The organism is Paenibacillus gansuensis (genome assembly GCF_042684925.1).
Classification (GTDB): domain Bacteria; phylum Bacillota; class Bacilli; order Paenibacillales; family DY6; genus Paenibacillus_N; species Paenibacillus_N gansuensis.
In genome coordinates this window covers 1-25,097 of record NZ_JBHUME010000017.1, presented here as the reverse complement: position 1 = coordinate 25,097, position 25,097 = coordinate 1, and the positions used below count along the sequence as shown (strand labels likewise).

The following is a 25,097-nucleotide window of genomic DNA, read 5'->3' as shown; positions in this document are numbered from 1 at the left end:
ACCGACACACCCGGCTCCTTTGCCATGAGGGTGCGCACGGAAAATTTTCACGGAGTATGTCCGATAATAAATTGGGCGATAGAAGGAGGGACTTATATGGCAAAGCAAAAAATTCGTATTCGCTTGAAAGCATACGATCACAGGATTCTTGATCAATCCGCAGAGAAAATTGTAGAAACAGCTAAACGTTCCGGTGCAGGTGTATCCGGTCCGATTCCGTTACCTACTGAAAAGCAAATCATTACGATTCTGCGTGCGGTACACAAGTACAAGGATTCCCGTGAGCAATTCGAACAACGCACACACAAGCGTCTGATCGATATTGTGAACCCGACTCCACAAACTGTGGATGCATTAATGCGTTTGGATCTTCCATCCGGCGTAGATATCGAAATTAAACTATAATAGTTTGACTTTGATCGAAATACAAGCTGCACCATATTACGATTGAGAAAAGAAACGAGGTGTCAACATGACAAAGGGTATCTTAGGTAGAAAACTGGGTATGACTCAAGTTTTTACTCCTGAAGGTTTAGTAGTACCGGTAACTGTAATTGAAGCTGGTCCTTGCGTAGTTCTTCAAAAGAAAGACCTGGAGAACGACGGATACGAAGCGATTCAATTAGGTTTCTCTGATAAGAAAGAAAAGAATGCTATCAAGCCAGAGTTGGGCCACGCGAAGAAAGCTGGCGCAACACCTAAGCGCTACGTTCGCGAAGTTCGCGGAATCAACACTGCAGATTATGAAGTTGGCCAAGAGGTTAAAGCTGATCTGTTTGAAGTTGGCGAATATGTTGACGTAACAGGCACTTCCAAAGGTAAAGGTTTTGCCGGCGTAATTAAGCGTTGGGGACAAAGCACTGGTCCTATGTCTCACGGTTCCCGCTATCACCGCGGTCCAGGTTCCATGGGTTCCATCCAAGCTAACCGCGTTCCTAAAGGCAAGCGCCTGCCAGGACACATGGGCTCCGAAACCATCACAATTCAGAACCTTGAAGTTGTGAAAGTGGACGCTGAGCGTAACGTAATCCTTGTAAAAGGTTCTATTCCGGGAGCTAAAAACAGCTACGTGAATATCAAAACTACAACGAAAAACTAATTGAGAAAGGAGGATTCCTACATGCCGAAAGTAACACTTTTTAACGTAACCGGTAAAGAGGTGGGCGAGATCGAACTTGCCGATTCCGTATTCGGAATTACACCTAACACTTATGTATTGCACGATGCGGTAGTTTCTCAACAAGCTTCCCTTCGCCGCGGTACTCATAAAGTAAAAGGACGCTCTGAAGTACGCGGAGGCGGACGTAAACCTTGGAAACAAAAAGGTACGGGCCGTGCACGCCAAGGCTCCATTCGCGCTCCACAATGGAAAGGCGGCGGTATCGTCTTCGGGCCGACACCACGCAGCTACGGCTTCAAACTGCCTAAGAAAGTTCGCCGTTTGGCCATCAAATCTGCTCTGTCTTCGAAAGTAATCGGCGGAGAAATCATCGTGTTGGATCAACTGGTGATGAATCAGCCTAAGACTAAAGAATTCACAGCGATTCTGAAAAACCTGAATGTAGACCGCAAAGCGCTTGTTGTAGCAGCTAGCTATGACGACAACGTTGCATTGTCTGCACGCAACATCCCAGGCGTTAAATTTGTAACTGCTGAAGGAATCAACGTTTTGGACGTATTGGTCTACGATAAGCTGATCATTACTAAAGAAGCAGTCGAGAAGGTAGAGGAGGTGCTTGCGTAATGAAAAATCCTCGTGATATTATCAAGCGCCCAGTGATCACGGAACGCACAAGCGACATGATGAATGATCGGAAATATGTATTCGAAGTCGAAATGCGTGCGAACAAAACCGAAATCAAATTGGCGATCGAGTCTATTTTTAAAGTGAAAGTTACTGATGTAAACACTCTAAGAATGCCTGCGAAGCCAAAAAGATACGGCCGTTATTCCGGTTACACTTCCGAGTGGAAGAAAGCGATCGTAACACTGAGCGAAGACAGCAAGCCACTAGAGTTCTTCGAAACCGTATAATATAAATTTCTGAAGTAAGGAGGGAAACTACGTGCCAATTAAAAAGTACAAACCGACATCGCCTGCAAGACGTGCAATGTCCGTATCCACTTTTGAAGAGATCACAACAAACGTACCTGAGAAATCGTTGCTTGCACCGCTGAGCAAAAAAGCCGGCCGCAACAACATGGGTAAAATCACAGTTCGTCACCAAGGCGGCGGACACAAACGTAAATACCGTATCATCGACTTTAAGCGTACGAAAGATGGAATTCCAGGCCGCGTTGCTACAATTGAGTACGATCCAAACCGTACTTCCAACATCGCTCTGATCCACTACGCTGACGGTGAGAAAAGATATATCATCGCTCCTAAAGGCTTGAAAGTAGGAGACGAAGTAATGTCCGGCCCAACAGCTGACATCAAAATCGGTAACGCCCTTGCTATGGAGAACATCCCAGTAGGTACAGTTATCCACAATATCGAGCTGAAGCCAGGTAAAGGCGGACAATTGGTTCGCGCTGCCGGTACAGAAGCTCAGCTTCTCGGTAAAGAAGAAGACTACGTAACAGTTCGTCTTTCTTCCGGTGAAGTTCGTAAAATCCTTAAAGTGTGCCGTGCTACCATCGGTTCCGTTGGTAACGAAGATCACGAGCTAGTGAAAATCGGTAAAGCCGGCCGTTCCCGTTGGTTGGGACAACGTCCTGAAGTCCGCGGTGTTGTAATGAACCCTAACGATCACCCTCACGGTGGTGGTGAAGGCCGCGCTCCAATCGGTCGTAAGTCTCCAATGTCCCCATGGGGCAAACCGACACTTGGTTATAAAACCCGTCAAAAAGGCAAAGCTTCTGATAAATATATCGTTCGTCGCCGTACGAAGTAATCAATACCTGATCGCTAAGCGACTAGGAAATGTGGTTTGAAGGGAGGACAAAATATGGGACGCAGTCTTAAAAAAGGACCTTTCATCGATGCTTACCTGCTTAAGAAGGTAGAGGAAATGAACGCTGCCAGCAAAAAGGCGGTAATCAAAACTTGGTCTCGTCGTTCGACGATTTTCCCTCAGTTTGTCGGTAACACTTTCGGTGTTTACGACGGCCGCAAACATGTGCCGGTTTATGTAACTGAGGATATGGTAGGACACAAACTAGGTGAGTTTGCACCTACTCGTACGTATAAAGGTCATGATGATGACCGTAAAACAGGCAAGAGATAATAAAGTAACTTCTTAAATGTTTGAGAGGAGGTAATACAATGCAAGCTAAAGCAAATGCGAATTACGTTCGAATTGCTCCTCGTAAGGTTCAGCTCGTAATTGACTTGATCAGAGGCAAACAAGTTGGCGAAGCCATCGCAATTCTTCGTCACACGCCTAAATCTGCTTCCCCGGTTGTTGAGAAGATCCTGAATTCCGCTATCGCGAATGCAGAACACAACTACAACCTGGACGCTAACAAATTGGTCGTTAGTCAAGCATATGTAAATCATGGTCCGATCATGAAGAGATTCCGTCCTCGTGCGATGGGTCGTGCAAGTGCGATACACAAAAGAACAAGCCACATTACATTAGTGGTATCCGAGAAATAAGGAGGGAAAACGTGTGGGTCAAAAAGTAAATCCAGTCGGATTGCGTGTAGGTATCATTCGCGATTGGGAATCCAAGTGGTACGCAGGCAAAGACTTTGGTGATCTTCTTCTGGAAGACGTCAAAATCCGTGAGTTCCTAAAGAACAAGCTGAAAGATTCGGCTGTTTCTCATATCGACATCGAGCGTGCAGCAAACCGTGTGAACGTTACAATTCACACAGCTAAGCCAGGTATGGTAATTGGTAAAGGTGGATCCGAAGTTGAAGCGATCCGTACTCATATCACGAACCTTTCCGGCGGCAAGAAAGTACACATTAACATCGCTGAAATCAAAACACCTGACCTGGATGCAATCCTGGTTGCGGAAAGCATTGCACAACAATTGGAGCGTCGCGTTTCCTTCCGTCGTGCACTGAAACAAGCGATTCAAAGAACTATGCGTTCCGGCGCAAAAGGTATTAAAACTGCAGTCAGCGGTCGTCTGGGCGGCGCTGAGATCGCTCGTAGCGAAGGCTACAGCGAAGGAACTGTTCCACTTCATACGCTTCGTGCAGATATCGACTACGGTACAGCTGAAGCACACACAACATACGGACGTATCGGTGTGAAAGTATGGATTTACCGTGGAGAAGTTCTTCCAGCTGCCAAGAAAAAGGCTGTTGTTGAGGAAGGAGGGAACTAATCATGTTAGTACCTAAACGTGTAAAACACCGTAAAGAAATGCGTGGTAACATGAAAGGCCGCGCTAAAGGCGGCACTGAGATCAACTTCGGTGAATACGGTCTACAGGCTACTGAGCCGGCGTGGATTACTAATAGACAGATTGAAGCTGCCCGTATCGCGATGACTCGTTACATCAAGCGTGGCGGTAAAGTATGGATTAAGATCTTCCCTTCGAAGCCTATTACACAGAAGCCTCTGGAAGTTCGGATGGGTTCCGGTAAAGGTAACGTTGAGAAGTGGGTAGCCGTAGTAAAACCAGGCAAAATCCTGTTTGAACTAGCTGGCGTTCCTGAAGAAGTAGCACGCGAGGCAATGCGTCTTGCATCTCACAAACTTCCAATCAAAACTAAGTTTGTGAAACGTGAAGGATTGGGTGGTGAAGTCAATGAAGGCTAGTGAATTTCGCAACCTAACCACTGCAGAAATTGAACAAAAGATTACCGGATTTAAAGAAGAGCTCTTTAACCTCCGTTTTCAACTGGCTACTGGCCAACTGGATAACCCAACACAAATCCGTGACCTGCGCAAAGAAATTGCTCGCGCCAAAACGGTTATACGTGAAAGAGAACTTGGGATTAGTTAAGTAACGACTAAATTCAGAGAGGAGGCTGTTCTGTGAGCGAACAACGTAATCTGCGTAAAGTTCAAGTAGGTAAAGTAGTCAGCGACAAAATGGATAAAACCATCACAGTAGCTGTTGAAACATACAAAATGCACGATCTTTACCACAAACGTATTAAGTACACTAAGAAATTCAAGGCTCATGATGAACTGAACGAAGCGAAAATCGGCGATACAGTTAAAATCATGGAAACTCGTCCATTGTCCAAAGACAAGCGCTGGAGACTTGTTGAGGTAGTGGAGAAAGCCGTTGTTATCTAAATTGTAAGTGACAAACCCGGAAGGAGGGAACTTAAATGATCCAACCATTTACACGTTTGAACGTTGCTGATAACTCTGGCGCGAAAGAATTGATGTGTATCCGTGTGCTTGGTGGTACCGGCCGTCGCGTTGGTCACATCGGCGACTTGATCATCTGCTCCGTTAAACAAGCAACACCAGGCGGCGTTGTCAAAAAAGGTGATGTTGTTAAAGCGGTTATCGTTCGCACAAAGCGCGACACTAGACGTAAAGACGGTTCCTACATCAGCTTCGATGAGAATGCGGCTGTAATCGTGAAAGACGACAAGAGCCCGCGCGGAACTCGTATCTTCGGACCTGTTGCACGTGAACTTCGTGATAAAGACTTTATGAAAATCGTTTCTCTTGCTCCAGAGGTTATCTAATCTCAAGTAAAGGGAATCCTTACGAAGTGAGTTTGCAAAGGCGCAAACTTTAGGAGGTGTATCGAATGCCAAAGACTAAAAGAAAACTGGAAGATCACAACAACAAGCTGCACGTCAAAAAAGACGACACGGTTATGGTGATCACTGGTAAAGATAAAGGTAAGAAAGGCCGCATCATCGCTGCTTACCCTCGTGAGAACCGCGTGCTGGTTGAAGGAATTAACATGGTGAAAAAACATGCTAAGCCTTCCCAACAAAACCCGCAGGGCGGAATCCTGAATCAAGAAGCTCCTATCCACGTTTCCAACGTGATGCTGCTTGATCCAAAGAGCGGACAGCCTACGCGTATCGGCTACAAAGTGCTAGACAACGGTAAGAAAGTACGGGTCGCTAAAAAATCCGGCGAGATCATCGATTAATCGTCTGAAGGAAAGGAGGCACACATAACGTGGCTGCAAGATTAAAAGATCGTTTTCTAAATGAAATCACTCCTGCTCTAATGCAGAAGTTTTCCTACTCTACAGTAATGCAGGTTCCTAAAATCGAGAAAGTCGTTATCAACATGGGTATCGGCGAAGCGGTTTCGAATTCTAAGGTTCTAGATACAGCTGTAGAAGAACTGCAACTAATTGCCGGCCAAAAACCGGTTATCACGAAAGCAAAGAAATCCATCGCTGGTTTCAAACTTCGTGAAAACATGCCGATCGGTGCGAAAGTAACTCTTCGCGGCGAGCGTATGTACTATTTCCTGGATAAATTGTTCAACGTAGCGCTTCCTCGCGTACGTGACTTCCGCGGCGTTTCCACAAAAGCGTTCGACGGTCGCGGTAACTACACGCTGGGCCTGAAAGAACAATTGATCTTCCCTGAAATCGAGTACGATAAAGTAGACAAAGTTCGCGGTATGGACATCGTTATCGTAACGACTGCTAAATCCGACGAAGAAGCTCGTGAGTTGTTGAATCAAATGGGAATGCCGTTTACGAAATAAAATATTTTGTGGAGCAGGCATTTGCTTTCGAAGCGGTCCTTGCTTCGCTAACTCAGGAGGTGTCAACCTAAGTGGCAAAAACTTCGATGAAAATCAAGCAACAACGTGAGCCGAAGTTCAAAGTGCGTGCATACACTCGCTGTGAACGCTGCGGCCGTCCGCACTCCGTATTGCAAAAGTTCAAAATTTGCAGAATTTGTTTCCGTGAATTAGCATACAAAGGCCAGATTCCTGGCGTAAGAAAAGCAAGCTGGTAATCAACCCATTTTCGGGAAGGAGGTTCGCAACAATGGTAATGTCAGATCCAATTGCAGATATGCTTACACGCATTCGCAACGCTAACGTAGTTCGTCACGAGACAGTTGAACTGCCTGCTTCCAAAGCGAAGAAGGAAATCGCTGAAATCTTGAAGCGTGAAGGTTTCATCCGTGACGCTGAATATATCGAAGACAACAAACAAGGGATTATCCGTATCTTCCTGAAGTACGGCCCGAACAACGAGCGTGTCATCACTGGATTGAAGAGAATCAGCAAGCCAGGCCTGCGCGTTTACACGAAGAGCACTGAAGTTCCTCGCGTACTCGGCGGATTGGGGATTGCAATCATCTCCACGTCCAAAGGTGTTATGACCGACAAAGAAGCTCGTCAATCCAAAGCCGGCGGAGAAGTTATCTGCTACGTTTGGTAATTTAATTTTTAAAGAATGGAGGTGCACGAATGTCCCGTATTGGTCGCAAACCAATTACAGTGCCTAGCGGCGTTACTGTAACAATTGACGATACTAAATTGACGGTGAAAGGTCCTAAAGGTACGCTTTCCCGCGATGTACACAAAGATATGAAAGTGACTGTGGAAGACAACACTGTAGTTGTTGAACGCCCGTCTGATCATAAATTACACCGTTCCCTGCATGGAACTACTCGCAGTGTTATCAACAACATGGTGGCTGGAGTTTCCGAAGGTTTCTCCAAATCCCTTGAGCTTGTCGGCGTCGGATACCGCGCTAACAAAACTGGTGATAAAGTAGTTCTGAACGTAGGTTACTCCCACCCAGTGGAAATTACTCCGGACTCCGGAATCGAGTTCGAAGTTCCTTCTAACACAAAGATCATCGTAAAAGGGATCGATAAAGAGTTAGTAGGCGCAACAGCTGCGAAAATCCGCTCCGTGCGCGAACCTGAACCGTATAAAGGTAAAGGTATCAAGTACGAAGGCGAACGCATCCTTCGCAAAGAAGGTAAAGCTGGTAAGAAGAAATAAGATCGCTTAAGAGCGATTGAACTATAGGCCTCTGGAGGCTGCAACTGACCGGAAAGGAGTGACTATCAGGATGATTACTAAAGCTGATAAGAACAAAGCCCGTCTGAAAAGACACCTGCGTGTTCGTAAGAAAATCCAGGGCACTACTGAGCGCCCAAGACTGAATATCTACCGTTCTTCCAAGCACATGTACGCTCAAATCATCGATGACATCAAAGGCGTGACACTCGTCTCTGCATCGACTCAAGATAAAGAGCTTAAAGATGTAGCCAACGGAGGAAACGTTGAAGCAGCTCGCCAAGTCGGCGCTCTGATCGCAAAACGTGCGAAAGAAGCTGGATTGGACCGCGTTGTTTTCGACCGCGGCGGATATCTGTACCATGGACGTGTTCAAGCATTGGCAGACGCTGCTCGCGAAGCAGGTCTTGAATTCTAATCAATCAATAAGGAGGTAAGCGACTTGCGTGTAGATCCGAATACTTTAGAACTGACTGAAAAAGTTGTTAACATTAACCGCGTAGCTAAAGTAGTTAAAGGCGGACGCCGTTTCAGCTTTAGCGCACTTGTAGTAGTGGGCGACGGCAACGGTTGGGTAGGCGCTGGTATCGGTAAAGCATCCGAGGTACCAGACGCAATCCGTAAAGGTATTGAAGATGCGAAGAAGAACCTGATTCACGTTCCTCTCGTAGGCACTACAATCCCACATCTTGTGACTGGACGTTTCGGAGCTGGTAGAGTATTATTGAAACCGGCATCCCAAGGTACAGGAGTAATCGCTGGGGGACCGGTTCGTGCGGTTCTTGAGCTTGCAGGTGTAGGCGATATTCTTACAAAATCTCTAGGCTCTTCGAACTCCATGAACATGGTGAACGCGACACTGGAAGGCTTATCCCGCCTGAAAAAAGCTGAAGAAGTTGCAAAACTTCGCGGCAAAACAGTGCAAGAGCTATTAGGTTAGGAGGGGAAACAATGGCCAAGCAATTACAAATTACCCTCGTTCGCAGTCTGATCGGCCGTCCGGAAAATCAACGCGCTACCGTGAACACTCTTGGTCTGCGCAAGCTGAATCAAACTGTGATTCAAAACGACAACCCGGCTATCAGAGGTATGGTTAATCAAGTAACTCACCTTGTAAAAGTTACTGAAATTGAAGGCTAATATCCTTTAGCGGAGCACAAAACTTAGAGGAGGTGCAACGATGAAGTTACACGAACTACAACCTGCTCCTGGTTCCCGCCAACCGCGCAAGCGTATTGGTCGTGGTATCGGTAGCGGTACAGGTAAAACTGCAGCTCGCGGTCACAAAGGTCAAAACGCTCGTTCCGGTGGCGGCGTTCGTCCAGGATTCGAAGGCGGACAAAACCCACTATACCGTCGTTTGCCTAAGCGCGGATTCACTAACATTTCGCGCAAGGAATATGCCGTAGTGAACATTGAAGATCTAAACAGCTTTGCAGCAGGTACTGAAGTTACTCCGGAGCTTCTTATGGAATCCGGTATCGTGAAAAACCCTAAGAGCGGAATCAAGATCTTGGGTAATGGCGAAGTAACTGTTCAGCTTACAGTAAAAGCAAACAAGTTCTCTCAATCTGCGGTAGATAAAATCCAAGCTGCCGGTGGTAAAACCGAGGTGATCTAATGTTTAAGACCATATCGAACATATGGAAAGTGGAGGATCTGAGAAGAAGAATTCTATTCACGCTGATGATTCTAATCGTCTACAGAATAGGTTCTTTCATTCCGGTTCCGAACATTAATACAGATGTATTGAAGAGTCTCGATCAATCCAACAATGTATTCGGCTTGCTGAATACATTCTCCGGCGGTGCCTTGTCCAAATTCTCCATCTTCGCGATGGGGATTATGCCATACATTACTGCATCCATTATCGTACAGCTTTTATCGATGGACGTTGTACCACGCTTTACCCAGTGGGCTAAAGAAGGGGAAGTCGGCCGACGCAAATTGGCTCAAATCACCCGATATGGTACAATCGTTTTGGGTCTGATTCAAGCCTATGGATTGGCTATCGGTTTTAACCGTCTGTATAATCTCGATATGGTTATAGATGCTTCCATCGGTACGTATATGGTGATTGCCATTGTACTTACTGCCGGTACGGCATTCTTGATGTGGTTAGGTGAGCAGATTACCGAAAACGGAATCGGTAACGGAATTTCCGTTATCATCTTTGCCGGTATCGTAGCAGGTTTCCCTACTGCGATTCGTCAAATATACGAGACAAAGATCATGGATGCCGGTGACGCATTGTTTATCAACATTGTTGTTCTGGTTCTGATCCTTCTCCTGATTGTTGCGATTATCGTGGGCGTTATTTTCGTGCAGCAGGGGGTTCGTAAGATTCCGGTTCAATATGCGAAACGCGTTGTCGGACGTAAGATGTATGGTGGCCAGTCCACTCACATCCCGCTGAAAGTTAATGCGGCCGGCGTTATCCCGGTTATCTTCGCATCGTCTTTACTACTATTCCCGATTACAATCGCTCAGTTCTGGAGCCAGTCCCCTGTTTCACAGTGGATATCCAAGCACTTATACTATACGCAGCCGCTTGGTATGGTGCTCTATGTACTGTTGATTATCGGTTTCACCTTCTTCTACACCTTCGTACAGATCAATCCTGTACAAATGGCTGACCAAATGAAGAAGAACGGAGGATACATCCCTGGGATTCGTCCTGGTAAGATGACTTCCACATACTTGACTCGTGTAATGACAAGAATTACACTGTCAGGTGCGCTCTTCCTGGCTTTGATCTCTATCTTGCCGACGATCTTCGGTAAAGTAGCAGCTTTGCCAAATACGGTAGCAATTGGCGGTACATCCATTCTTATCGTAATCGGGGTTGCCCTGGAAACGATGAAGCAAGTGGAAAGCCAACTGATTAAGCGTCACTACAAAGGTTTTATTAATAAATAGCGAATAGGTTCTGATGGATTTTCTAGTCAGAGAATCCGTCGGCACCTATTGTGCTGTTAGTAACACTCTTTACCATATTCATTTCGATTTGAAACGAAGCAGTCCTTACAAGATAAGTTGTCTTACGCAGCGTGAGCTGCGTAGGTAACTTGTGGGAGGAAACGTAGATGAACATCATTTTCATGGGACCTCCCGGTGCAGGTAAGGGAACACAAGCCGAACGAATCGTGTCCGGGTTCAACATTCCCCACATCTCTACCGGAGATGCTTTCCGTGCAGCAATGAAGCAGGGAACGCCAATGGGATTGAAGGCAAAGGAATACGTCGATCAAGGGCTTCTGGTCCCGGATGACATTACGATAGGAATCGTAAAAGAAAGACTTCAAGAGGCGGATTGCGCCGCAGGCTTCCTACTTGACGGTTTTCCAAGAACTTTGGATCAGGCCGCTGCTCTTGACGACATCCTAAACGGCATGGAGCGCAAACTTGATCATGTCATCAACCTGAAGGTTGACCGTGATCTACTTCTCGCCCGTTTGACGGGCAGACGCATCTGTAAATCATGCGGCGCCACTTACCATGTAATCTTCAACCCTCCGCATCGGGAACATGTTTGCGACAAATGCTCTGGGGAACTCTACCAACGATCCGATGATACAGAAGAGAAGGTTGGTACCAGACTTGATGAGTATATAAACAAGACAGCTCCGTTGCTTGACTACTACGATAGGAAGCATCTGCTTCGTGAAGTGAACGGTGAGCAGGAAATTGATGCGGTAACTTCTGAAATCAACTCCGTTTTAAGAGGGCAAGCGTAATGATTATTTGTAAGTCCGACTATGAGTTGAGCTTGATGAGAGAAGCCGGGCGAATTGTCGCTGACACACACCGCCTAATGCGTGAATCGATAAAGCCAGGGATTACGACTCTAGAATTAGATCAGATCGCTGAACGGTACATTCGCAGTCAGGGCGCAGTTCCATCTTTCAAAGGGTACAATGATTTCTCGGGCAGCATTTGCGCATCCGTAAACGATGAATTGGTGCATGGCATACCAGGCCAGCGCGAACTACTAGACGGCGATATCATCAGCATTGATATTGGTGCACAGTATCAGGGCTATCATGGCGATTCTGCCTGGACCTATCCGGTCGGGAACATTTCGGACACAGCTAAGAAACTTCTTGAGGTTACCGAACGTTCTCTATATGCCGGACTGGAAATTGCAAAGCCTGATGTTCGCTTGTATACAATCTCGCATGCGATCCAGCGGGTGATTGAAGAAGAAGGCTTTTCCGTCGTAAGAGAGTATGTCGGACACGGAATTGGTGCAGACTTGCATGAAGAACCTCAAATTCCGAATTACGGCATGCCGGACCGAGGCCCCCGGTTGAAGCCAGGAATGGTTTTAGCTATTGAGCCTATGGTCAATGTAGGCGAACGTTATGTGAAGACGCTGCAGGATAACTGGACCGTAGTAACGGTCGACGGATCCTTGTGTGCGCACTTCGAGCATACGATCGCTATTACAGCCGACGGTTATGAAATCTTGACGAAAACCAAAGCGTAGGTGATAGATCGTGACCGAAGCGAACACTCCTAAGCTTGGACAGATCGTAAAGATTCGTAAAGGACGGGAATCCGGCAAGTACGCCGTGATTATCGGAATTGAAGACGGACGTTTTGTTGCCATTGCTGACGGAGATAAACGAAAGTTCGATCAGCCTAAGAAGAAGAATCTTCTTCATCTTGAGCTGCAGGACTGGATTAGCTCCGAGGTTGTTGATAGTTTGCGTGAAAGCGATCGGGTGACAAACGGAAAACTCCGTTTTGCCGTCGCTAAATTCATAGAACAGATGGATTCAAATGCTTGAAACGAGAGGAGAACTGTAATTGGCTAAAGAAGATGTAATTGAAGTGGAAGGTATTGTTCTTGAGCCTTTGCCGAACGCAATGTTCAAGGTAGAGCTGGAGAACGGCCATCAAATCCTTGCCCATGTATCCGGGAAGCTGAGAATGCATTTTATCCGCATCCTTACCGGTGATAAAGTAGTAATTCAGTTGTCGCCGTATGATTTGACTAGAGGACGTATCACATACCGCAAGTAAGCTAACTCATAAGGCTTACGAAGAAGCTTAAAGCAAAGCTCAGTCTCGCTTACGAAGTCAGATTTGCTTTGCAAATCTCTTGGGAGGTTATTCAAATGAAAGTTAGACCGTCAGTTAAACCGATTTGCGAAAAATGCAAAGTCATTCGCCGCAAAGGGAACGTAATGGTTATCTGTGAAAATCCGAAACACAAACAAAAACAAGGTTAAGAGGAGGTGCAAATATAGATGGCACGTATAGCTGGTGTTGACTTACCTCGTGATAAGCGCGTTGAAATTGCGCTTACTTACATTTTCGGGATCGGTAAAACGACTTCCCAGAACATTCTTGCTAACACTGAAATCGACAGAAACACTCGCGTTCGCGATCTGACTGAAGATGAAGTGAGCAAACTGCGTGATGAAATCGACAAGAATGTTAAGGTGGAAGGCGACCTTCGTCGTGAAATTTCCCTTAACATCAAACGTCTGATCGAAATCGGTTCTTACCGTGGCCTTCGTCACCGCCGCAGCCTGCCTGTTCGCGGTCAACGTACGAAAACAAACGCTCGTACCCGTAAAGGCCCTCGTCGTACAGTAGCAAACAAGAAGAAATAAGAAGGGGGGATAACTAACAATGGCTAAACCGAAATCCAAAGCAGTACGTACGAAACGTCGTGACCGTAAAAATATCGAGTCCGGAGTAGCACATATCCGTTCTACTTTCAACAACACGATCGTAACGATCACTGATCCGCATGGTAACGCAATTTCTTGGGCTTCTGCAGGAAACATGGGCTTCAAAGGTTCCCGTAAAAGCACTCCGTTTGCTGCGCAAATGGCAGCAGAAACAGCAGCTAAAGCAGCAATGGAGCATGGCCTGAAAACTGTAGAGGTTATGGTAAAAGGTCCAGGTGCTGGTCGTGAAGCAGCGATCCGTTCTCTTCAAGCAGCTGGTCTTGAAGTAAACCTGATCAAAGACGTAACCCCAATTCCTCACAACGGATGCCGCCCGCCAAAACGTCGTCGTGTCTAGTTGCTAGACGCTTGTGGTATAAATATCTTTAACTTGTGAATAATGGATGAAAGAGATAGGCATACTACATGATTTAGCCGATTTGTTTTGCAAAAAGGTCGACGTTTTGAAGGAGGGTTATTGAAATGATAGAAATCGAAAAGCCGAAAATAGAAACCGTAGCAGTAAACGAAGACGGAACGTACGGCCGGTTTGTGATTGAACCATTGGAGCGCGGATATGGCACGACTCTGGGGAACTCACTTCGCCGTATCCTTCTTTCTTCCTTGCCTGGCGCTGCTGTAACCTCGGTGCAGATCGATGGAGTGCTTCATGAGTTCTCCACGATTCCGGGCGTCATGGAAGATGTTACGGAGATTATTCTAAACCTCAAAGGGCTATCGTTGAAAATTCATTCCGACGAGGATAAGGTGCTCGAAATCGACGCAGACGGCGAAGGCAACGTTGTAGCCGGCGATATTCGCGCGGACAGCGATGTCGAGATCCTTAACCCGGACCTTCATATTGCAACTCTGTCTTCGGATGCAAGATTGCACATGCGCATCTTCGCAAACCGTGGGCGGGGCTATGTCCAAGCTGACAAGAATAAGAAGGAAGAGCAGTTGATCGGAGTCATTCCGGTGGATTCGATCTACACGCCGATCACCCGCGTAAATTACAGCATCGAGAACACTCGTGTCGGTCAAGTTACCAACTACGACAAACTAACCCTCGAAGTGTGGACAGATGGCAGCATCCGTCCTGAAGAAGCTGTAAGTCTCGGAGCCAAAATTCTCACGGAGCATCTCCTGCTGTTTGTCGGTCTTACCGATGAGGCGAAAGATGCTGAGATTATGGTCGAAAAGGAAGAGGACAAGAAAGAAAAAGTGCTTGAAATGACAATTGAGGAACTGGACTTAAGCGTTCGTTCTTACAACTGCCTCAAGCGCGCAGGCATCAATACCGTACAAGAGCTGATCACGAAAACGGAAGAAGACATGATGAAAGTCCGCAACCTGGGCCGCAAGTCTTTGGAAGAAGTTCAGGAGAAGCTGGAGGAACTGGGACTGGGCCTGAGGATGGAAGACTAATCGACTCAAGCTACAGTAGATACTGCAGTACTTTACGAAGGAGGGGAAACACAACATGGCATACCAAAAGTTGGGTCGTGACGCAAGCGCACGTAAAGCTCTTTTCCGTGACTTGGTTACTGACTTATTTATACATGAACGCATCCAAACAACTGAGGCTAAGGCGAAAGAACTTCGTCCTATCGCTGAAAAACTGATCACTCTTGCAAAACGCGGGGATCTGCATGCTCGCCGTCAAGTGGCAGCATACGTCCGTCGTGAGCAAGTAAACGGTGAGCAGGATGCAATCCAGAAGCTGTTCTCTGAACTAGCTCCTCGATACTCTGAGCGTCCAGGCGGATACACTCGTATCCTTAAGCTAGGACCTCGCCGCGGGGATGCAGCTCCTATGGTTTATCTGGAACTCGTAGACCGTGCTTAAGTAATTCTAGGGGAAAGGGTGGACAGAATCTTCGGATTCTGATGAAGCCCTTTTTTTGTTGAAAAATAATGGGTAAGGGGCCGCAATGAGAAACCTTTGTATGGTGGTTAGTTACGACGGAACAGCCTACTATGGCTTTCAGACACAGCCTGACGGGAATACCGTTCAGGATAAACTGGAGGAAGCTATATTTAAGTTAACCGGTGAAAAGGTGAAAATTACCGCCTCCGGGCGGACGGATGCGGGCGTACATGCCCGCGGTCAAGTGTTTAACTTTTACACTGAGTCAGCAATCCCTATACAAAGGTGGTGCCTTGCGCTCAATAATAGGTTGCCCGGTGATATCGTCGTTTTGAAAGCTCAGGAAGTTTCCTTGGAGTTTCACTCCAGGCGTTCGGCTAAGAAGAAGACATATTGCTATACGATTAATGCGAACCGCTATCCGGATGTGTTTCACCAGCATCTCCAATTTCATCACCCGACGAAATTGAATGTGGAAGAAATGCAGAAGTCGCTGACTTATTTAATCGGAGAGCATGACTTTACTTCGTTTGCTTCCAAGAAATCGACGAAAGAATCGCATGTGCGCACCATCTATGAAGCAAGACTGGTTCATGAGGTGGATCAAACCTCTTATTTGAGCGATCAGTTAGGAGTATTGAAGCTTTACATTACCGGTAACGGATTTCTGCACAATATGGTGCGGATTATTGTAGGGACGATGCTCCGAATTGGACAAGGGAAATGGCGGAGTGAAGATATGCAGCGGATCCTGGTAGGGAAGGATCGGGCCCTTGCGGGCCCTACCGCAGTTGCTCAAGGACTGATGCTCTGGGAAGTGTTCTATGAAGATCTCTCTTAGCCTTGGAACTGGAGAAAAGATTAGGTATAAACGCTTGCTTCTTCCTTGGATATATAGTAAGATATATCTTGGCGTTTCTTGATGGCTATCCCACAGCCCCGACCAAGAATAGGCCAAACCGTAACAAGATTATCTTAGGCAATACCCAACCAAGACCATTAAATCTAATGAAATAAATCGGACGAAACAACTATTTTGAGGAGGATTCAAACATGCGTACAACATTTATGGCGAAGCCAAACGAAGTTGAGCGCAAATGGTACGTTATCGACGCTGCCGGCAAGACGCTTGGACGTCTAGCTAGTGAAGCGGCAAGTATCATTCGCGGCAAACACAAACCACAATTTACCCCTCACGTTGACACTGGCGATTTCGTAGTGATCATCAATGCTGAGAAGATCGAGCTTACAGGTAAGAAACTGACGGACAAGAAGTACTACCGTCACTCCATGTACCCAGGCGGTCTGAAAGTTACTTCCGCTGGCGAACTGCTGAAATCGAAACCTGAGCGCGTTCTGGAATCCGCTATTCACGGCATGCTTCCTAAGAACCGTCTAGGCGACAAAATGAAGCTGAAGCTGAAAGTATATGCTGGTCCTGAACATCCGCACCAAGCCCAAAACCCTGAAGTGTACGAACTTCGCGGCTAATTAAAAGGAGGTCTGTCTCGTGGCACAAGTACAATACTATGGCACAGGTCGTCGTAAACATTCGGTAGCGCGCGTACGCTTAGTTCCGGGTGAAGGACGCATCTTGGTCAACAAACGTGATTTGAATGAATATTTCGGTCTGGAAACACTGAAACTGATCGTTAAGCAGCCATTGGCTCTTACTGAAACAGTTGGTAAATACGATGTTCTGGTAACTGCACACGGCGGCGGAATGTCTGGTCAAGCCGGCGCAATCCGTCACGGTATCTCCCGTGCATTGCTTAAAGCGGATCCTGAATTCCGTCCTTCCCTGAAGAAAGCCGGATTCCTGACTCGTGACCCTCGTATGAAAGAGCGTAAGAAGTACGGCTTGAAAGCTGCTCGTCGCGCTCCTCAGTTCTCCAAACGTTAATACACAGCAAAGAACCCTTTCTATCACATGTGGAAAGGGTTCTTTTTTTGTACATAAGAGCCTGCAGTCAGCGGGTAAGCTGCACCTCTCGGGCGTTGGGCGAATAACATTACAACGTAGATTAATTTTGTGCTGGATGCATTGACTTTACCCATTGATAAATTATAATTAAATTAAATCTTATAAGCTTACTAGGAATTATACGGAGGTTGAATGATTAATGAACCTGTTAGAGAAAGAAGCATTGGTCCAAGAAGCAGCTGAGCGTTTTGAGAATGAATCGCCTGAAGCGATTATTCGTTGGGCTGTTGAGCAATTCCCGAACATTACGTTTGCCTGCAGCTTCGGTGCGGAAGATGTTGTTCTGGTAGATATGCTTCAGAAAATCAGTCCGAAAACCGATATTTTCTATCTTGATACAGATTTTCACTTCACAGAGACATACGAAGCCCGGGATAAGCTAGCTGCGCACTATGGCCTTGATTTTGTGCGGGTAGCTCCTTTACTCACTCCTGAAGAGCAAGCTGCCAAGCATGGGGATGAACTTTGGAAATCAAGTCCTAACGAGTGCTGTAATATCCGTAAGGTAGAGCCTTTAACGAGAATTTTGGGGAAATATGATGCATGGATTACAGGTATCCGCCGCGATCAGGCCCCAACAAGGGCGAACGCAAAGAAAGTCGAATATGACTATAAATTCGGTTTGGTAAAATTCAACCCGATTGCTAGCTGGACATCAGAAGATGTGTGGCAATACATCCGCGAAAACAATGTGATCTACAATGCGCTGCATGACAATAACTACCCTAGTATCGGCTGCCATTATTGTACACGCCAAGTAATGCCGGGCGAAGATCCTCGCGCAGGCCGTTGGTCAGGTAATGATAAGACTGAATGCGGTCTTCACAAGTAATCCAAATAGTTTAAATCCGAACCGATAACGGAAGGGGAAACACAATGACTGCCATGAAACCTCACGGGGGCACCCTCGTAAACCGTATTGCGGAAGGATCCGAACGTGAGCGCCTGCTCGCGCTGGCTCCATCACTGAAAACTATCGAAGTGAACAAATGGACTATATCTGATCTTGATCTTATCGGTGTGGGGGCATTCTCTCCACTGACCGGATTTTTGAACGAAGCGGATTACCGGTCCGTTGTAGATAACATGCGTCTAGCTGACGGGACGGTGTGGAGTATCCCAATCACACTTGCTGTTGATGAAGCGAAAGCCTCTGATATTGGTGACGGAGACCAAGTGGTGCTGCAAGGAGAAGAGGATGGGATCGCCTATGCCATTCTAAACGTAGAAAGCATCTATAACGTCGATCAGTCCTATGAAGCTTTAAAAGTGTACAAGACAGATGATAACGCTCATCCTGGCGTACAGAAGCTCTTAGCGAGGCCTTCCAATTATATCGGAGGTAGCATTATTGTTCTGAACCGTCCGAAACCTGCCAAATTCGAGGAATTTTACTTCGATCCTAAACGTACTAGGGAAATATTCGCGGAAAAAGGGTGGCGGACCGTTGTAGGTTTCCAAACCCGTAACCCGGTGCATCGTGCACATGAATATATTCAAAAAAGCGCAATGGAAATCGTAGACGGCTTATTCCTTAACCCGCTCGTTGGGGAAACAAAGTCGGATGACATTTCCGCAGACGTAAGGATGCGCAGTTATTTAGTGTTGCTTGAAAATTACTATCCGCAAGACCGTGTATTTCTCGGTGTGTTCCCTGCGGCAATGCGTTATGCCGGACCGAGGGAGGCCATATTCCATGCGATGGTACGCAAAAATTACGGTTGCACGCATTTCATCGTAGGGCGCGATCATGCGGGTGTTGGCGATTATTACGGTACGTACGAAGCACAGGAGATCTTCAGTAATTTCACGGCTGAAGAGCTGGGCATTACACCGCTCTTCTTTGAGCATAGCTTCTTCTGTACTAAATGCGGCAATATGGCATCGAGTAAAACTTGCCCGCATGACTCTTCGGATCATCTTCACCTGTCTGGAACAAAAGTCAGGGCGCTATTGCGAGACGGTCAATGTCCTCCAGCGGAATTTACGCGTGCGGAAGTGGCACAGGTGCTGATTGAAGGCATGAACGAACAACTGTCTACCACCGCCATAAGCTAAGTAAGTTATAGCCTGTCATAATTGTCCACCTCGTTCCATATGATGATAAAGATCATTGGGGATGGGGTGGATTTTTTCATGCACCGGAAACGTCGAAGCGTCGTTATTTTGTTGAATCGGAAAAGCCTGTCGAAAATGGCCGTTTTTGCTGTACTGGCTTTTGCAGTCCTGCTCGTTTTAAGCTATAACATACCTTCCACCAAAACATGGACATACTGGACACTGCCGCTTTCAGGAAAGGTGATTGCATTAGACGCGGGGCATGGGGGGCCGGACGGCGGGGCGGTGAGCAAACAGGGTGTCATTGAGAAAGAGATCAACCTCGCTATAGCCTTACAGCTTAGAGATTTTCTTCAGCAAGCAGGTGCTGTCGTAGTGATGACAAGAGAGGAAGACAAAGATCTTGCTTCACAAGAAACCAAAGGTTACTCCAAACGTAAATCAGAGGATCTTTTGAAACGGGTAGAATTTATCCGTAATAACCGATCGGACCTATTGATAAGCATCCATATGAATGCGATTCCCTCACCGAAATGGTCAGGGGCACAAAGCTTTTATTACCCCAAACACCAGGATAACCAGCTGTTGGCGGCTTTAATTCAAGACGAGCTTAAGAGAAATCTGGAGAACACAAACCGCCTAGTGAAGCAGATGCCCAATGCAGTGTACCTCATGAAAGCGATGGATATCCCTTCAGCACTGGTTGAGGTTGGGTTTCTATCCAATCCGGAGGAGGCGCAGCTTCTAGCAGACGAGAAATACCAGAAAAAGGTGGCAGCCTCTATATATACCGGCATCCTAAGGTATTACTCCGGCGAAAAAGTGGCCCTCTAGTTTTTATGTTATACTGTATACAGGTATAAGAAAACCAGACTAGAGGTGCGACATGATCGTAAAAGAACAAATTTGGGAATCCCTGAAACATATAGAAGACCCTGTGTACCGTAGAAATATGATTGAGCTGAATTTGATCCGCGATATTTTAGTTAAAGAGGACAAAGTGTCATTAACCGTATTGCTGACATTAGACTCGGAACCGCGGAAAGCGGAGCTGAAGAAAGACATTGAGTCTGCTCTAAAAGCGTTGGGAACCAACGAAGTACATATCCGATTCAGGCCCGTTTCAGATTACGAACGTGCCGAAATCTCCAAACAGCTGGAGGATGCAGCAGCAGTTAAAGCCCAAGGAAAACCTAACAATTCAATTCTCGACCCTGATTCCGGAGTGAAATTTATAGCTGTTGCGAGCGGTAAAGGCGGTGTCGGTAAATCCACCGTTACCGTGAACCTGGCAGTGGCATTAGCACGGCAAGGGAAGAAAGTCGGAATTATTGATGCGGATATTTACGGTTTTAGTGTGCCCGATATGATGGGAATCGAAACGCGCCCATCATTGGAAGGGGAACGCATAGTGCCGGTTGAACGTTTCGGTGTTAAAGTTATATCCATGGGCTTTTTCGTTGAAGATAATGCGCCGATTATTTGGCGGGGTCCTATGCTGGGTAAAATGCTTCGAAATTTCTTCGCTGAGGTTGAATGGGGAGATGTGGAATATGTCCTGCTTGATTTACCCCCAGGAACGGGCGATATCGCGCTTGATGTTCACTCCATGATCCCTCATAGTAAAGAAATTATTGTTACCACCCCTCACGCAACAGCCGCTTTTGTTGCTGCACGCGCCGGAGCCATGGCAATTAGGACGGAACATGAAATTTTGGGTGTAGTAGAAAATATGTCTTACTATGAATGCTCTGCCTGCGGAACTAAAGATTACGTGTTCGGACGCGGAGGCGGGGGCAAGCTTGCAGAATCGCTCCATACGGAACTTCTTGCGCAAATTCCCCTGGGTGCACCAGATAATCATATTTCTGAGCCGGACTTTGCGCCTTCAGTATACAAATCGGATACGAAAACCGGGCTTCTGTATGATGAACTGGCCAAACGGGTTCTAAGCAGGGAGCAATAGGTTGAATATTAATAAAAGGACCGGTCAATAGACCGGTCCTTTTATATTTGGGTAAATCAATTAGCTGCCGCCGCCACCGCCGCCGCCACCGCCACCGCCGTCTCCACCGCCGCCACCGCCGCCGCCACCGCCACCGCCGTCTCCACCGCCGCCACCGCCGCCGCCTTGCTTCTTCTTCTTCTCGGCTTCAGGTTTAAGCTGTTCGGATACGACCTTGTCCAACATTTCCATAACCTGCATTTTGAATAGCGGGCTTTGCATCGTTTCCTGCATAATGGCTGCTGCCTGCTTTCTATACTGTGTACCTTTCATTAAGTCCAGCATCATTTTCTCGACTTCCGGATCTTTCATTACATCAATAAGCGACTTTTGGTATTGCGGATCCTTAATAAGTTCTTTATGAAGCTGTTTATTGCCTTTCATTACAGTTTTGGCGAAATCACCGGCAAATTTAGGGTCTTTCATCAATTCTTCGATTTTCAATTCATACTGGGGAGAGGTTAGGACATCTTTAACCGCCAGTTGAATTTGTGCGTTATCGGTACCGGTCAGCATTTGCATATGCATCCCGGACCCGGTTGAGCCGGATTGAGCTTCCTCAATGGCTTTTTTGCCGTCTTCGGTTTTCAGGATATCGACAACCATGTCCTTCACTTCTTTATAACTGATCTGGCTTTCTCCGCTTTGCTGCGACCCCCCTGAGCTGCAGCCTGCAGCTAGGAGTAACAGGCCGGAAAGGGCTACAGTGAACAGTTTCCGCATGAGTGGGAGGCTCCCTTCGGTTAGGTGATGTACTTATAGTATGATGTGGGGAAGGAAGGATTATGTTTATGAAACCGATGGCATTTTAGGAAGATCGTTGGTACAATGTTCTATTATGTGGAGGTGGGTCGTTCCTTGAATTTAAAGAAGTGGTTTTATTTATTTTGGACAACGTTAGCTGTTGGAGCGGTCAGCGGTGTAGCGACAGGCTTATTTCTGCAGCTTACCGACCAGGAGTTCGGTTTTTTGGAAGTAAGCGAAGTTGGATTTAATGTTCTAACCATGCTGCTCGGCGGATTAATGTTTAGCGCGATCAGTCAGATGGGTTTTTTCGCTTATCTCACGCTAAACTATATTGGCAAAGGGATGTTTCGGTCTTACTGGAATCTGGTTCAGCTGGGAATCATTATTATTACCCTCTTCGAGTTAGGTTATTTGCGGTATATCTACGCAGAGGACAATGCCCCGCTGGTGTCATTCTTTGTTCTGCCGGTCGTATTAGGAGCAGGAGCCGTTCTAGTGGCACTGTGGAAAGTCCGAATGACCAATAGCGCAGCATTCGTTCCGACGCTGTTATGGATGGCTGCAGGGACGGTGCTGGTATCCATTCCCGGTCTTCAACAGAATAATTACGCGACTACCTTGTTCATTACGGTACCGGTATTTTGCTGTAATGCATGGCAGATTCTTAAGCTGCACTCCATATTAAAAGACAAAAAGAGCTAAGTTTTCTTTAGCTCTTTTTTATATTTATTTCACTTTATCCTGTACCTGGCTTTGTCCAACTTCAGTCTGGCTCAGTAGACTCGATACGGTAACAAGCTCGTATCCTTTGGCACGAAGATGGTCAATAATGGCCGGGAGTGCTTCCAGCGTTTGCTTGCTGGAGTCGCTGGCGTGCATGAGTACGATATCTCCCGGATGGGCCTTGGCCGTTACCCGGTTCACAATATTGCTGGTTCCCCCGTTTTGCCAGTCAAGCGAGTCCGTATCCCATTGAATCACCGTATAGTTGAGCTCTTTGGCAATACGAAGCACTCTTTTGTCGAAATCACCGTTTGGCATCCGGATCAATGTTGGGGCTTTTCCCGTAGTTTCGGTTAAGATAGTATGTGCCGTCTGTATCTGTTTCTTAATTTCTTCATCGCTGAACTTGCTGTAAAAATCATGCTTGTGCCCGTGACTGCCAATTTCAAAACCGGCATCGACAATTTTTTTGACTGTCTCCGGATGCTCCTTGCTCCATACCGAAGATAAGAAGAAGGTAGCGTTGACCCCTTTTTCCTTCAGCAAGTCGATGATCGGTTCCGCTCTTTTTTCTCCCCAACTGATGTCAAATGTCAACGCAATTACTTTTTTATTCGTTGGGATGCTGTACACTGCTGCCGGCTCACTTTGGGAGAACACCGTAATGTTATCCCTCTCCGTGTAAACTACGCCGATGGAGAACAGTGCCGCAATAAACATAAAGAAGTAACGCTTGATCCGGCGGCCATTAAGTACATAAAAGAAATTCATTAGGTCCTCCTCCTTCCGTTCAAAATGGAAACTAGTACAATGTATGCTCGTACTAATCAGATATTCATACAAAGAGGTGATTTTTATGACAAGCCTGCAAAAAAGCTGGGACTTATGCAAAGAAAATTCAGTATATATCGCATTCGGAACCCTCTTGTTTTTAGCCGGGGCAGCACTTGGCGGATTTTCCGGTATATTTAGCAGCTATGGAGAAGATCAAATGCAAGGAATAGGGGAATTAGCAAGACAAATCGAGAGCGGACCATATGCAAGATTCGTGCTGTTTGCCGTCATCTTTCTAAATAACACTATTAAGTCGATATTGATGATGTACTTGGGCTTGTTGTTCGGCGTGATTCCGGTTCTGTTTCTATTTATAAACGGGGTAATACTCGGGTATGTAATACAGCATGCAGCTGACCAGGGAGCCGATGTGATTGCGCTGGTTTTCAAAGGAATTCTTCCGCACGGAATCATTGAACTCCCTGTGATCATAGTCGCGGGCAGTTTCGGTATCCGGCTGGGGGCGATGATGTGGGCGAGAACATTCAACTTCATACGTGCGGAAGCGGGAGGAAGCCGAATTTTGAGAGAATATATGAGAGATGTGTTAGCTCTGGCAAAATGGTTTACACTTCTCCTGTTAATAGCTGCGTTCATCGAAAGTACGATTACGTTCTGGCTGCTGGGACGCTAAAAAAATTTATAACCTGACATCATAAATTTTCCAAATGTTGTGCATAACAGTAAAACGGTTGTTTTCTTCAGCCCGATACGCAGCATTTAATGATATCAGGGAGGCTTTTGCCGTCATGCTTGGAATACTGTTCAATGACAAAGAGTGCAAGGAATTGGATTATGTATTGCGTAAAGAATTAGATGAAATGCTGCTCGATTTAAATGATACGAGGATCGACGGTGAAATTCGTCTGGCTATTGAGAACAGGTATAAAGTGATTTTTCGGATGTATGCCCGGTTTGCTTCTCCTAAGGAACTGTCGAGATATGCACGGAATAAACGGAATTACCGTTGAGAGAAACTGGTTATTGACACGATTCGGCTTTTTATGATAAATTACTCTTCGCCCCCAAAAAGGGCGAAGGCCAAAATAGACAGCAAGTATTTATAAATGAAAAATTATTTTTCAAAAAAAGCTTGCAAACTACTAGGCACCTGTGATATATTATTCAAGTCGCCGCTGAAAACGAGCGGATGACGAAAGAGTAAGATGGTTTGATCTTTGAAAACTGAACATCGAGCGAATAAGCAGTCACATGACAGTGACTTTAATAAATAAGTCAGCATTAAGATTGAGCAAGTCAAACGAACTTTTATGGAGAGTTTGATCCTGGCTCAGGACGAACGCTGGCGGCGTG

The 25,097-nt window shown here is 46.3% G+C and carries 43 protein-coding genes; 41 read left to right on the top strand and 2 right to left on the bottom strand.

Annotated elements, in window-relative coordinates; genetic code table 11:
* Positions 1-96: 96 nt before the first annotated feature.
* The 38 genes from rpsJ to ACFSUF_RS22500 all read left to right on the top strand — a co-directional run bounded on the left by rpsJ (position 97) and on the right by ACFSUF_RS22500 (position 21,440).
* On the top strand, positions 97-405 hold the full coding sequence (gene rpsJ / locus ACFSUF_RS22685; RefSeq protein ID WP_017692074.1) for a 30S ribosomal protein S10: 309 nt from the start codon (positions 97-99) through the stop codon (positions 403-405).
* Between the two features lie 67 nt (positions 406-472).
* Complete coding sequence (rplC, locus tag ACFSUF_RS22680; protein WP_377606904.1) at positions 473-1,099, top strand: 50S ribosomal protein L3; 627 nt, start codon at positions 473-475, stop codon at positions 1,097-1,099.
* Positions 1,100-1,120: 21 nt separating this feature from the next.
* A complete protein-coding gene (gene rplD / locus ACFSUF_RS22675) occupies positions 1,121-1,744 on the top strand; it encodes a 50S ribosomal protein L4 (protein ID WP_377606902.1) in 624 nt (207 codons plus the stop codon).
* On the top strand, positions 1,744-2,034 hold the full coding sequence (gene rplW, locus ACFSUF_RS22670; protein WP_377606900.1) for a 50S ribosomal protein L23: 291 nt from the start codon (positions 1,744-1,746) through the stop codon (positions 2,032-2,034). The genes rplD and rplW overlap by 1 nt, the downstream gene beginning before the upstream one ends.
* A gap of 31 nt (positions 2,035-2,065) precedes the next feature.
* Positions 2,066-2,896: a 50S ribosomal protein L2 gene (rplB, locus tag ACFSUF_RS22665; protein WP_377606898.1), complete on the top strand. Its 831-nt coding sequence runs from the start codon at positions 2,066-2,068 to the stop codon at positions 2,894-2,896.
* 54 nt (positions 2,897-2,950) lie between these two features.
* Positions 2,951-3,229 (top strand): 30S ribosomal protein S19, encoded by a 279-nt coding sequence (gene rpsS / locus ACFSUF_RS22660; protein ID WP_377606896.1) that lies wholly within the window; start codon positions 2,951-2,953, stop codon positions 3,227-3,229.
* Between the two features lie 38 nt (positions 3,230-3,267).
* Positions 3,268-3,600: a 50S ribosomal protein L22 gene (gene rplV, locus ACFSUF_RS22655; protein ID WP_377606894.1), complete on the top strand. Its 333-nt coding sequence runs from the start codon at positions 3,268-3,270 to the stop codon at positions 3,598-3,600.
* A gap of 13 nt (positions 3,601-3,613) precedes the next feature.
* Entirely contained in the window at positions 3,614-4,282 is a 669-nt protein-coding gene (gene rpsC / locus ACFSUF_RS22650; protein ID WP_377606892.1) for a 30S ribosomal protein S3, read from the top strand.
* A gap of 2 nt (positions 4,283-4,284) precedes the next feature.
* Entirely contained in the window at positions 4,285-4,719 is a 435-nt protein-coding gene (gene rplP, locus ACFSUF_RS22645; RefSeq protein ID WP_377606890.1) for a 50S ribosomal protein L16, read from the top strand.
* On the top strand, positions 4,709-4,906 hold the full coding sequence (rpmC, locus tag ACFSUF_RS22640; protein ID WP_377606888.1) for a 50S ribosomal protein L29: 198 nt from the start codon (positions 4,709-4,711) through the stop codon (positions 4,904-4,906). Before rplP ends, rpmC begins: the two co-directional genes overlap by 11 nt.
* A 32-nt stretch (positions 4,907-4,938) precedes the next feature.
* A complete protein-coding gene (rpsQ, locus tag ACFSUF_RS22635; RefSeq protein WP_377606886.1) occupies positions 4,939-5,205 on the top strand; it encodes a 30S ribosomal protein S17 in 267 nt (88 codons plus the stop codon).
* A 35-nt stretch (positions 5,206-5,240) separates the two neighbouring features.
* Positions 5,241-5,609, top strand: a complete 369-nt coding sequence (gene rplN, locus ACFSUF_RS22630) for a 50S ribosomal protein L14 (RefSeq protein WP_377606884.1) — start codon at positions 5,241-5,243, stop codon at positions 5,607-5,609.
* A 65-nt stretch (positions 5,610-5,674) separates the two neighbouring features.
* On the top strand, positions 5,675-6,028 hold the full coding sequence (rplX, locus tag ACFSUF_RS22625) for a 50S ribosomal protein L24 (protein ID WP_377606882.1): 354 nt from the start codon (positions 5,675-5,677) through the stop codon (positions 6,026-6,028).
* 29 nt (positions 6,029-6,057) lie between these two features.
* The gene (gene rplE / locus ACFSUF_RS22620; RefSeq protein ID WP_377606880.1) at positions 6,058-6,600 is read left to right on the top strand and encodes a 50S ribosomal protein L5; all 543 of its coding nucleotides are present in this window, start codon (positions 6,058-6,060) and stop codon (positions 6,598-6,600) included.
* A gap of 71 nt (positions 6,601-6,671) precedes the next feature.
* Positions 6,672-6,857, top strand: a complete 186-nt coding sequence (locus ACFSUF_RS22615; RefSeq protein WP_377606878.1) for a type Z 30S ribosomal protein S14 — start codon at positions 6,672-6,674, stop codon at positions 6,855-6,857.
* A gap of 32 nt (positions 6,858-6,889) precedes the next feature.
* Positions 6,890-7,288 (top strand): 30S ribosomal protein S8, encoded by a 399-nt coding sequence (gene rpsH / locus ACFSUF_RS22610; RefSeq protein WP_377606876.1) that lies wholly within the window; start codon positions 6,890-6,892, stop codon positions 7,286-7,288.
* 29 nt (positions 7,289-7,317) lie between these two features.
* Complete coding sequence (rplF, locus tag ACFSUF_RS22605; RefSeq protein WP_377606875.1) at positions 7,318-7,860, top strand: 50S ribosomal protein L6; 543 nt, start codon at positions 7,318-7,320, stop codon at positions 7,858-7,860.
* 70 nt (positions 7,861-7,930) lie between these two features.
* Complete coding sequence (gene rplR / locus ACFSUF_RS22600) at positions 7,931-8,296, top strand: 50S ribosomal protein L18 (RefSeq protein ID WP_377606873.1); 366 nt, start codon at positions 7,931-7,933, stop codon at positions 8,294-8,296.
* Positions 8,297-8,320: 24 nt separating this feature from the next.
* Entirely contained in the window at positions 8,321-8,818 is a 498-nt protein-coding gene (gene rpsE, locus ACFSUF_RS22595; protein WP_377606871.1) for a 30S ribosomal protein S5, read from the top strand.
* An 11-nt stretch (positions 8,819-8,829) separates the two neighbouring features.
* Positions 8,830-9,018, top strand: coding sequence for a 50S ribosomal protein L30 (rpmD, locus tag ACFSUF_RS22590; RefSeq protein ID WP_377606869.1), 189 nt, complete (start codon positions 8,830-8,832; stop codon positions 9,016-9,018).
* Positions 9,019-9,058: 40 nt separating this feature from the next.
* Positions 9,059-9,499 carry a 50S ribosomal protein L15 gene (gene rplO, locus ACFSUF_RS22585; protein WP_377606867.1) on the top strand — a complete coding sequence of 147 codons (441 nt, stop codon included), beginning with the start codon at positions 9,059-9,061 and terminating at the stop codon, positions 9,497-9,499.
* Positions 9,499-10,797, top strand: coding sequence for a preprotein translocase subunit SecY (gene secY / locus ACFSUF_RS22580; protein WP_377606865.1), 1,299 nt, complete (start codon positions 9,499-9,501; stop codon positions 10,795-10,797). The genes rplO and secY overlap by 1 nt, the downstream gene beginning before the upstream one ends.
* Before the next feature lie 167 nt (positions 10,798-10,964).
* Positions 10,965-11,615: an adenylate kinase gene (locus ACFSUF_RS22575; protein ID WP_377606863.1), complete on the top strand. Its 651-nt coding sequence runs from the start codon at positions 10,965-10,967 to the stop codon at positions 11,613-11,615.
* A complete protein-coding gene (gene map / locus ACFSUF_RS22570; protein WP_377606861.1) occupies positions 11,615-12,367 on the top strand; it encodes a type I methionyl aminopeptidase in 753 nt (250 codons plus the stop codon). The genes ACFSUF_RS22575 and map overlap by 1 nt, the downstream gene beginning before the upstream one ends.
* A 10-nt stretch (positions 12,368-12,377) precedes the next feature.
* A complete protein-coding gene (locus tag ACFSUF_RS22565) occupies positions 12,378-12,671 on the top strand; it encodes a hypothetical protein (RefSeq protein ID WP_377606859.1) in 294 nt (97 codons plus the stop codon).
* 19 nt (positions 12,672-12,690) lie between these two features.
* Entirely contained in the window at positions 12,691-12,906 is a 216-nt protein-coding gene (gene infA / locus ACFSUF_RS22560; protein ID WP_377606857.1) for a translation initiation factor IF-1, read from the top strand.
* Positions 12,907-13,001: 95 nt separating this feature from the next.
* Positions 13,002-13,115, top strand: a complete 114-nt coding sequence (gene rpmJ / locus ACFSUF_RS22555) for a 50S ribosomal protein L36 (RefSeq protein WP_003333770.1) — start codon at positions 13,002-13,004, stop codon at positions 13,113-13,115.
* A gap of 18 nt (positions 13,116-13,133) precedes the next feature.
* A complete protein-coding gene (rpsM, locus tag ACFSUF_RS22550; RefSeq protein ID WP_377606855.1) occupies positions 13,134-13,502 on the top strand; it encodes a 30S ribosomal protein S13 in 369 nt (122 codons plus the stop codon).
* A 19-nt stretch (positions 13,503-13,521) separates the two neighbouring features.
* On the top strand, positions 13,522-13,920 hold the full coding sequence (rpsK, locus tag ACFSUF_RS22545; RefSeq protein ID WP_377606853.1) for a 30S ribosomal protein S11: 399 nt from the start codon (positions 13,522-13,524) through the stop codon (positions 13,918-13,920).
* A 125-nt stretch (positions 13,921-14,045) separates the two neighbouring features.
* Entirely contained in the window at positions 14,046-14,990 is a 945-nt protein-coding gene (locus ACFSUF_RS22540; protein ID WP_377606851.1) for a DNA-directed RNA polymerase subunit alpha, read from the top strand.
* A 55-nt stretch (positions 14,991-15,045) separates the two neighbouring features.
* Positions 15,046-15,411 (top strand): 50S ribosomal protein L17, encoded by a 366-nt coding sequence (gene rplQ, locus ACFSUF_RS22535; RefSeq protein ID WP_377606849.1) that lies wholly within the window; start codon positions 15,046-15,048, stop codon positions 15,409-15,411.
* An 85-nt stretch (positions 15,412-15,496) separates the two neighbouring features.
* Positions 15,497-16,273 (top strand): tRNA pseudouridine(38-40) synthase TruA, encoded by a 777-nt coding sequence (gene truA / locus ACFSUF_RS22530; RefSeq protein WP_377606847.1) that lies wholly within the window; start codon positions 15,497-15,499, stop codon positions 16,271-16,273.
* Positions 16,274-16,485: 212 nt separating this feature from the next.
* The gene (gene rplM, locus ACFSUF_RS22525) at positions 16,486-16,923 is read left to right on the top strand and encodes a 50S ribosomal protein L13 (protein WP_377606845.1); all 438 of its coding nucleotides are present in this window, start codon (positions 16,486-16,488) and stop codon (positions 16,921-16,923) included.
* A gap of 19 nt (positions 16,924-16,942) precedes the next feature.
* Positions 16,943-17,335 carry a 30S ribosomal protein S9 gene (rpsI, locus tag ACFSUF_RS22520; protein ID WP_377606843.1) on the top strand — a complete coding sequence of 131 codons (393 nt, stop codon included), beginning with the start codon at positions 16,943-16,945 and terminating at the stop codon, positions 17,333-17,335.
* Between the two features lie 220 nt (positions 17,336-17,555).
* Positions 17,556-18,248 (top strand): phosphoadenylyl-sulfate reductase, encoded by a 693-nt coding sequence (locus ACFSUF_RS22515; protein WP_377606841.1) that lies wholly within the window; start codon positions 17,556-17,558, stop codon positions 18,246-18,248.
* Positions 18,249-18,292: 44 nt separating this feature from the next.
* Positions 18,293-19,474: a sulfate adenylyltransferase gene (gene sat / locus ACFSUF_RS22510; protein WP_377606839.1), complete on the top strand. Its 1,182-nt coding sequence runs from the start codon at positions 18,293-18,295 to the stop codon at positions 19,472-19,474.
* Positions 19,475-19,552: 78 nt separating this feature from the next.
* Positions 19,553-20,308 (top strand): N-acetylmuramoyl-L-alanine amidase CwlD, encoded by a 756-nt coding sequence (cwlD, locus tag ACFSUF_RS22505; protein ID WP_377606837.1) that lies wholly within the window; start codon positions 19,553-19,555, stop codon positions 20,306-20,308.
* Positions 20,309-20,360: 52 nt separating this feature from the next.
* Positions 20,361-21,440, top strand: a complete 1,080-nt coding sequence (locus ACFSUF_RS22500) for an Mrp/NBP35 family ATP-binding protein (protein WP_377606835.1) — start codon at positions 20,361-20,363, stop codon at positions 21,438-21,440.
* Positions 21,441-21,500: 60 nt separating this feature from the next.
* Here ACFSUF_RS22500 and gerD read toward each other — a convergent pair whose 3' ends face one another.
* Complete coding sequence (gene gerD, locus ACFSUF_RS22495) at positions 21,501-22,202, bottom strand: spore germination lipoprotein GerD (protein ID WP_377606833.1); 702 nt, start codon at positions 22,200-22,202, stop codon at positions 21,501-21,503.
* Between the two features lie 135 nt (positions 22,203-22,337).
* On the opposite strand from gerD, the gene ACFSUF_RS22490 reads away from it, so the two are divergent.
* Positions 22,338-22,928, top strand: a complete 591-nt coding sequence (locus ACFSUF_RS22490) for a KinB-signaling pathway activation protein (protein ID WP_377606831.1) — start codon at positions 22,338-22,340, stop codon at positions 22,926-22,928.
* Between the two features lie 24 nt (positions 22,929-22,952).
* On the opposite strand, the gene pdaB is transcribed toward ACFSUF_RS22490, so the two are convergent.
* Positions 22,953-23,720 (bottom strand): polysaccharide deacetylase family sporulation protein PdaB, encoded by a 768-nt coding sequence (pdaB, locus tag ACFSUF_RS22485; RefSeq protein ID WP_377606829.1) that lies wholly within the window; start codon positions 23,718-23,720, stop codon positions 22,953-22,955.
* An 85-nt stretch (positions 23,721-23,805) separates the two neighbouring features.
* Between pdaB and ACFSUF_RS22480 the strand changes: the two genes are divergently transcribed.
* Entirely contained in the window at positions 23,806-24,417 is a 612-nt protein-coding gene (locus ACFSUF_RS22480) for a stage II sporulation protein M (protein WP_377606827.1), read from the top strand.
* 115 nt (positions 24,418-24,532) lie between these two features.
* On the top strand, positions 24,533-24,754 hold the full coding sequence (locus tag ACFSUF_RS22475; RefSeq protein ID WP_377606825.1) for a hypothetical protein: 222 nt from the start codon (positions 24,533-24,535) through the stop codon (positions 24,752-24,754).
* The last annotated feature ends 343 nt before the right edge of the window (positions 24,755-25,097 follow it).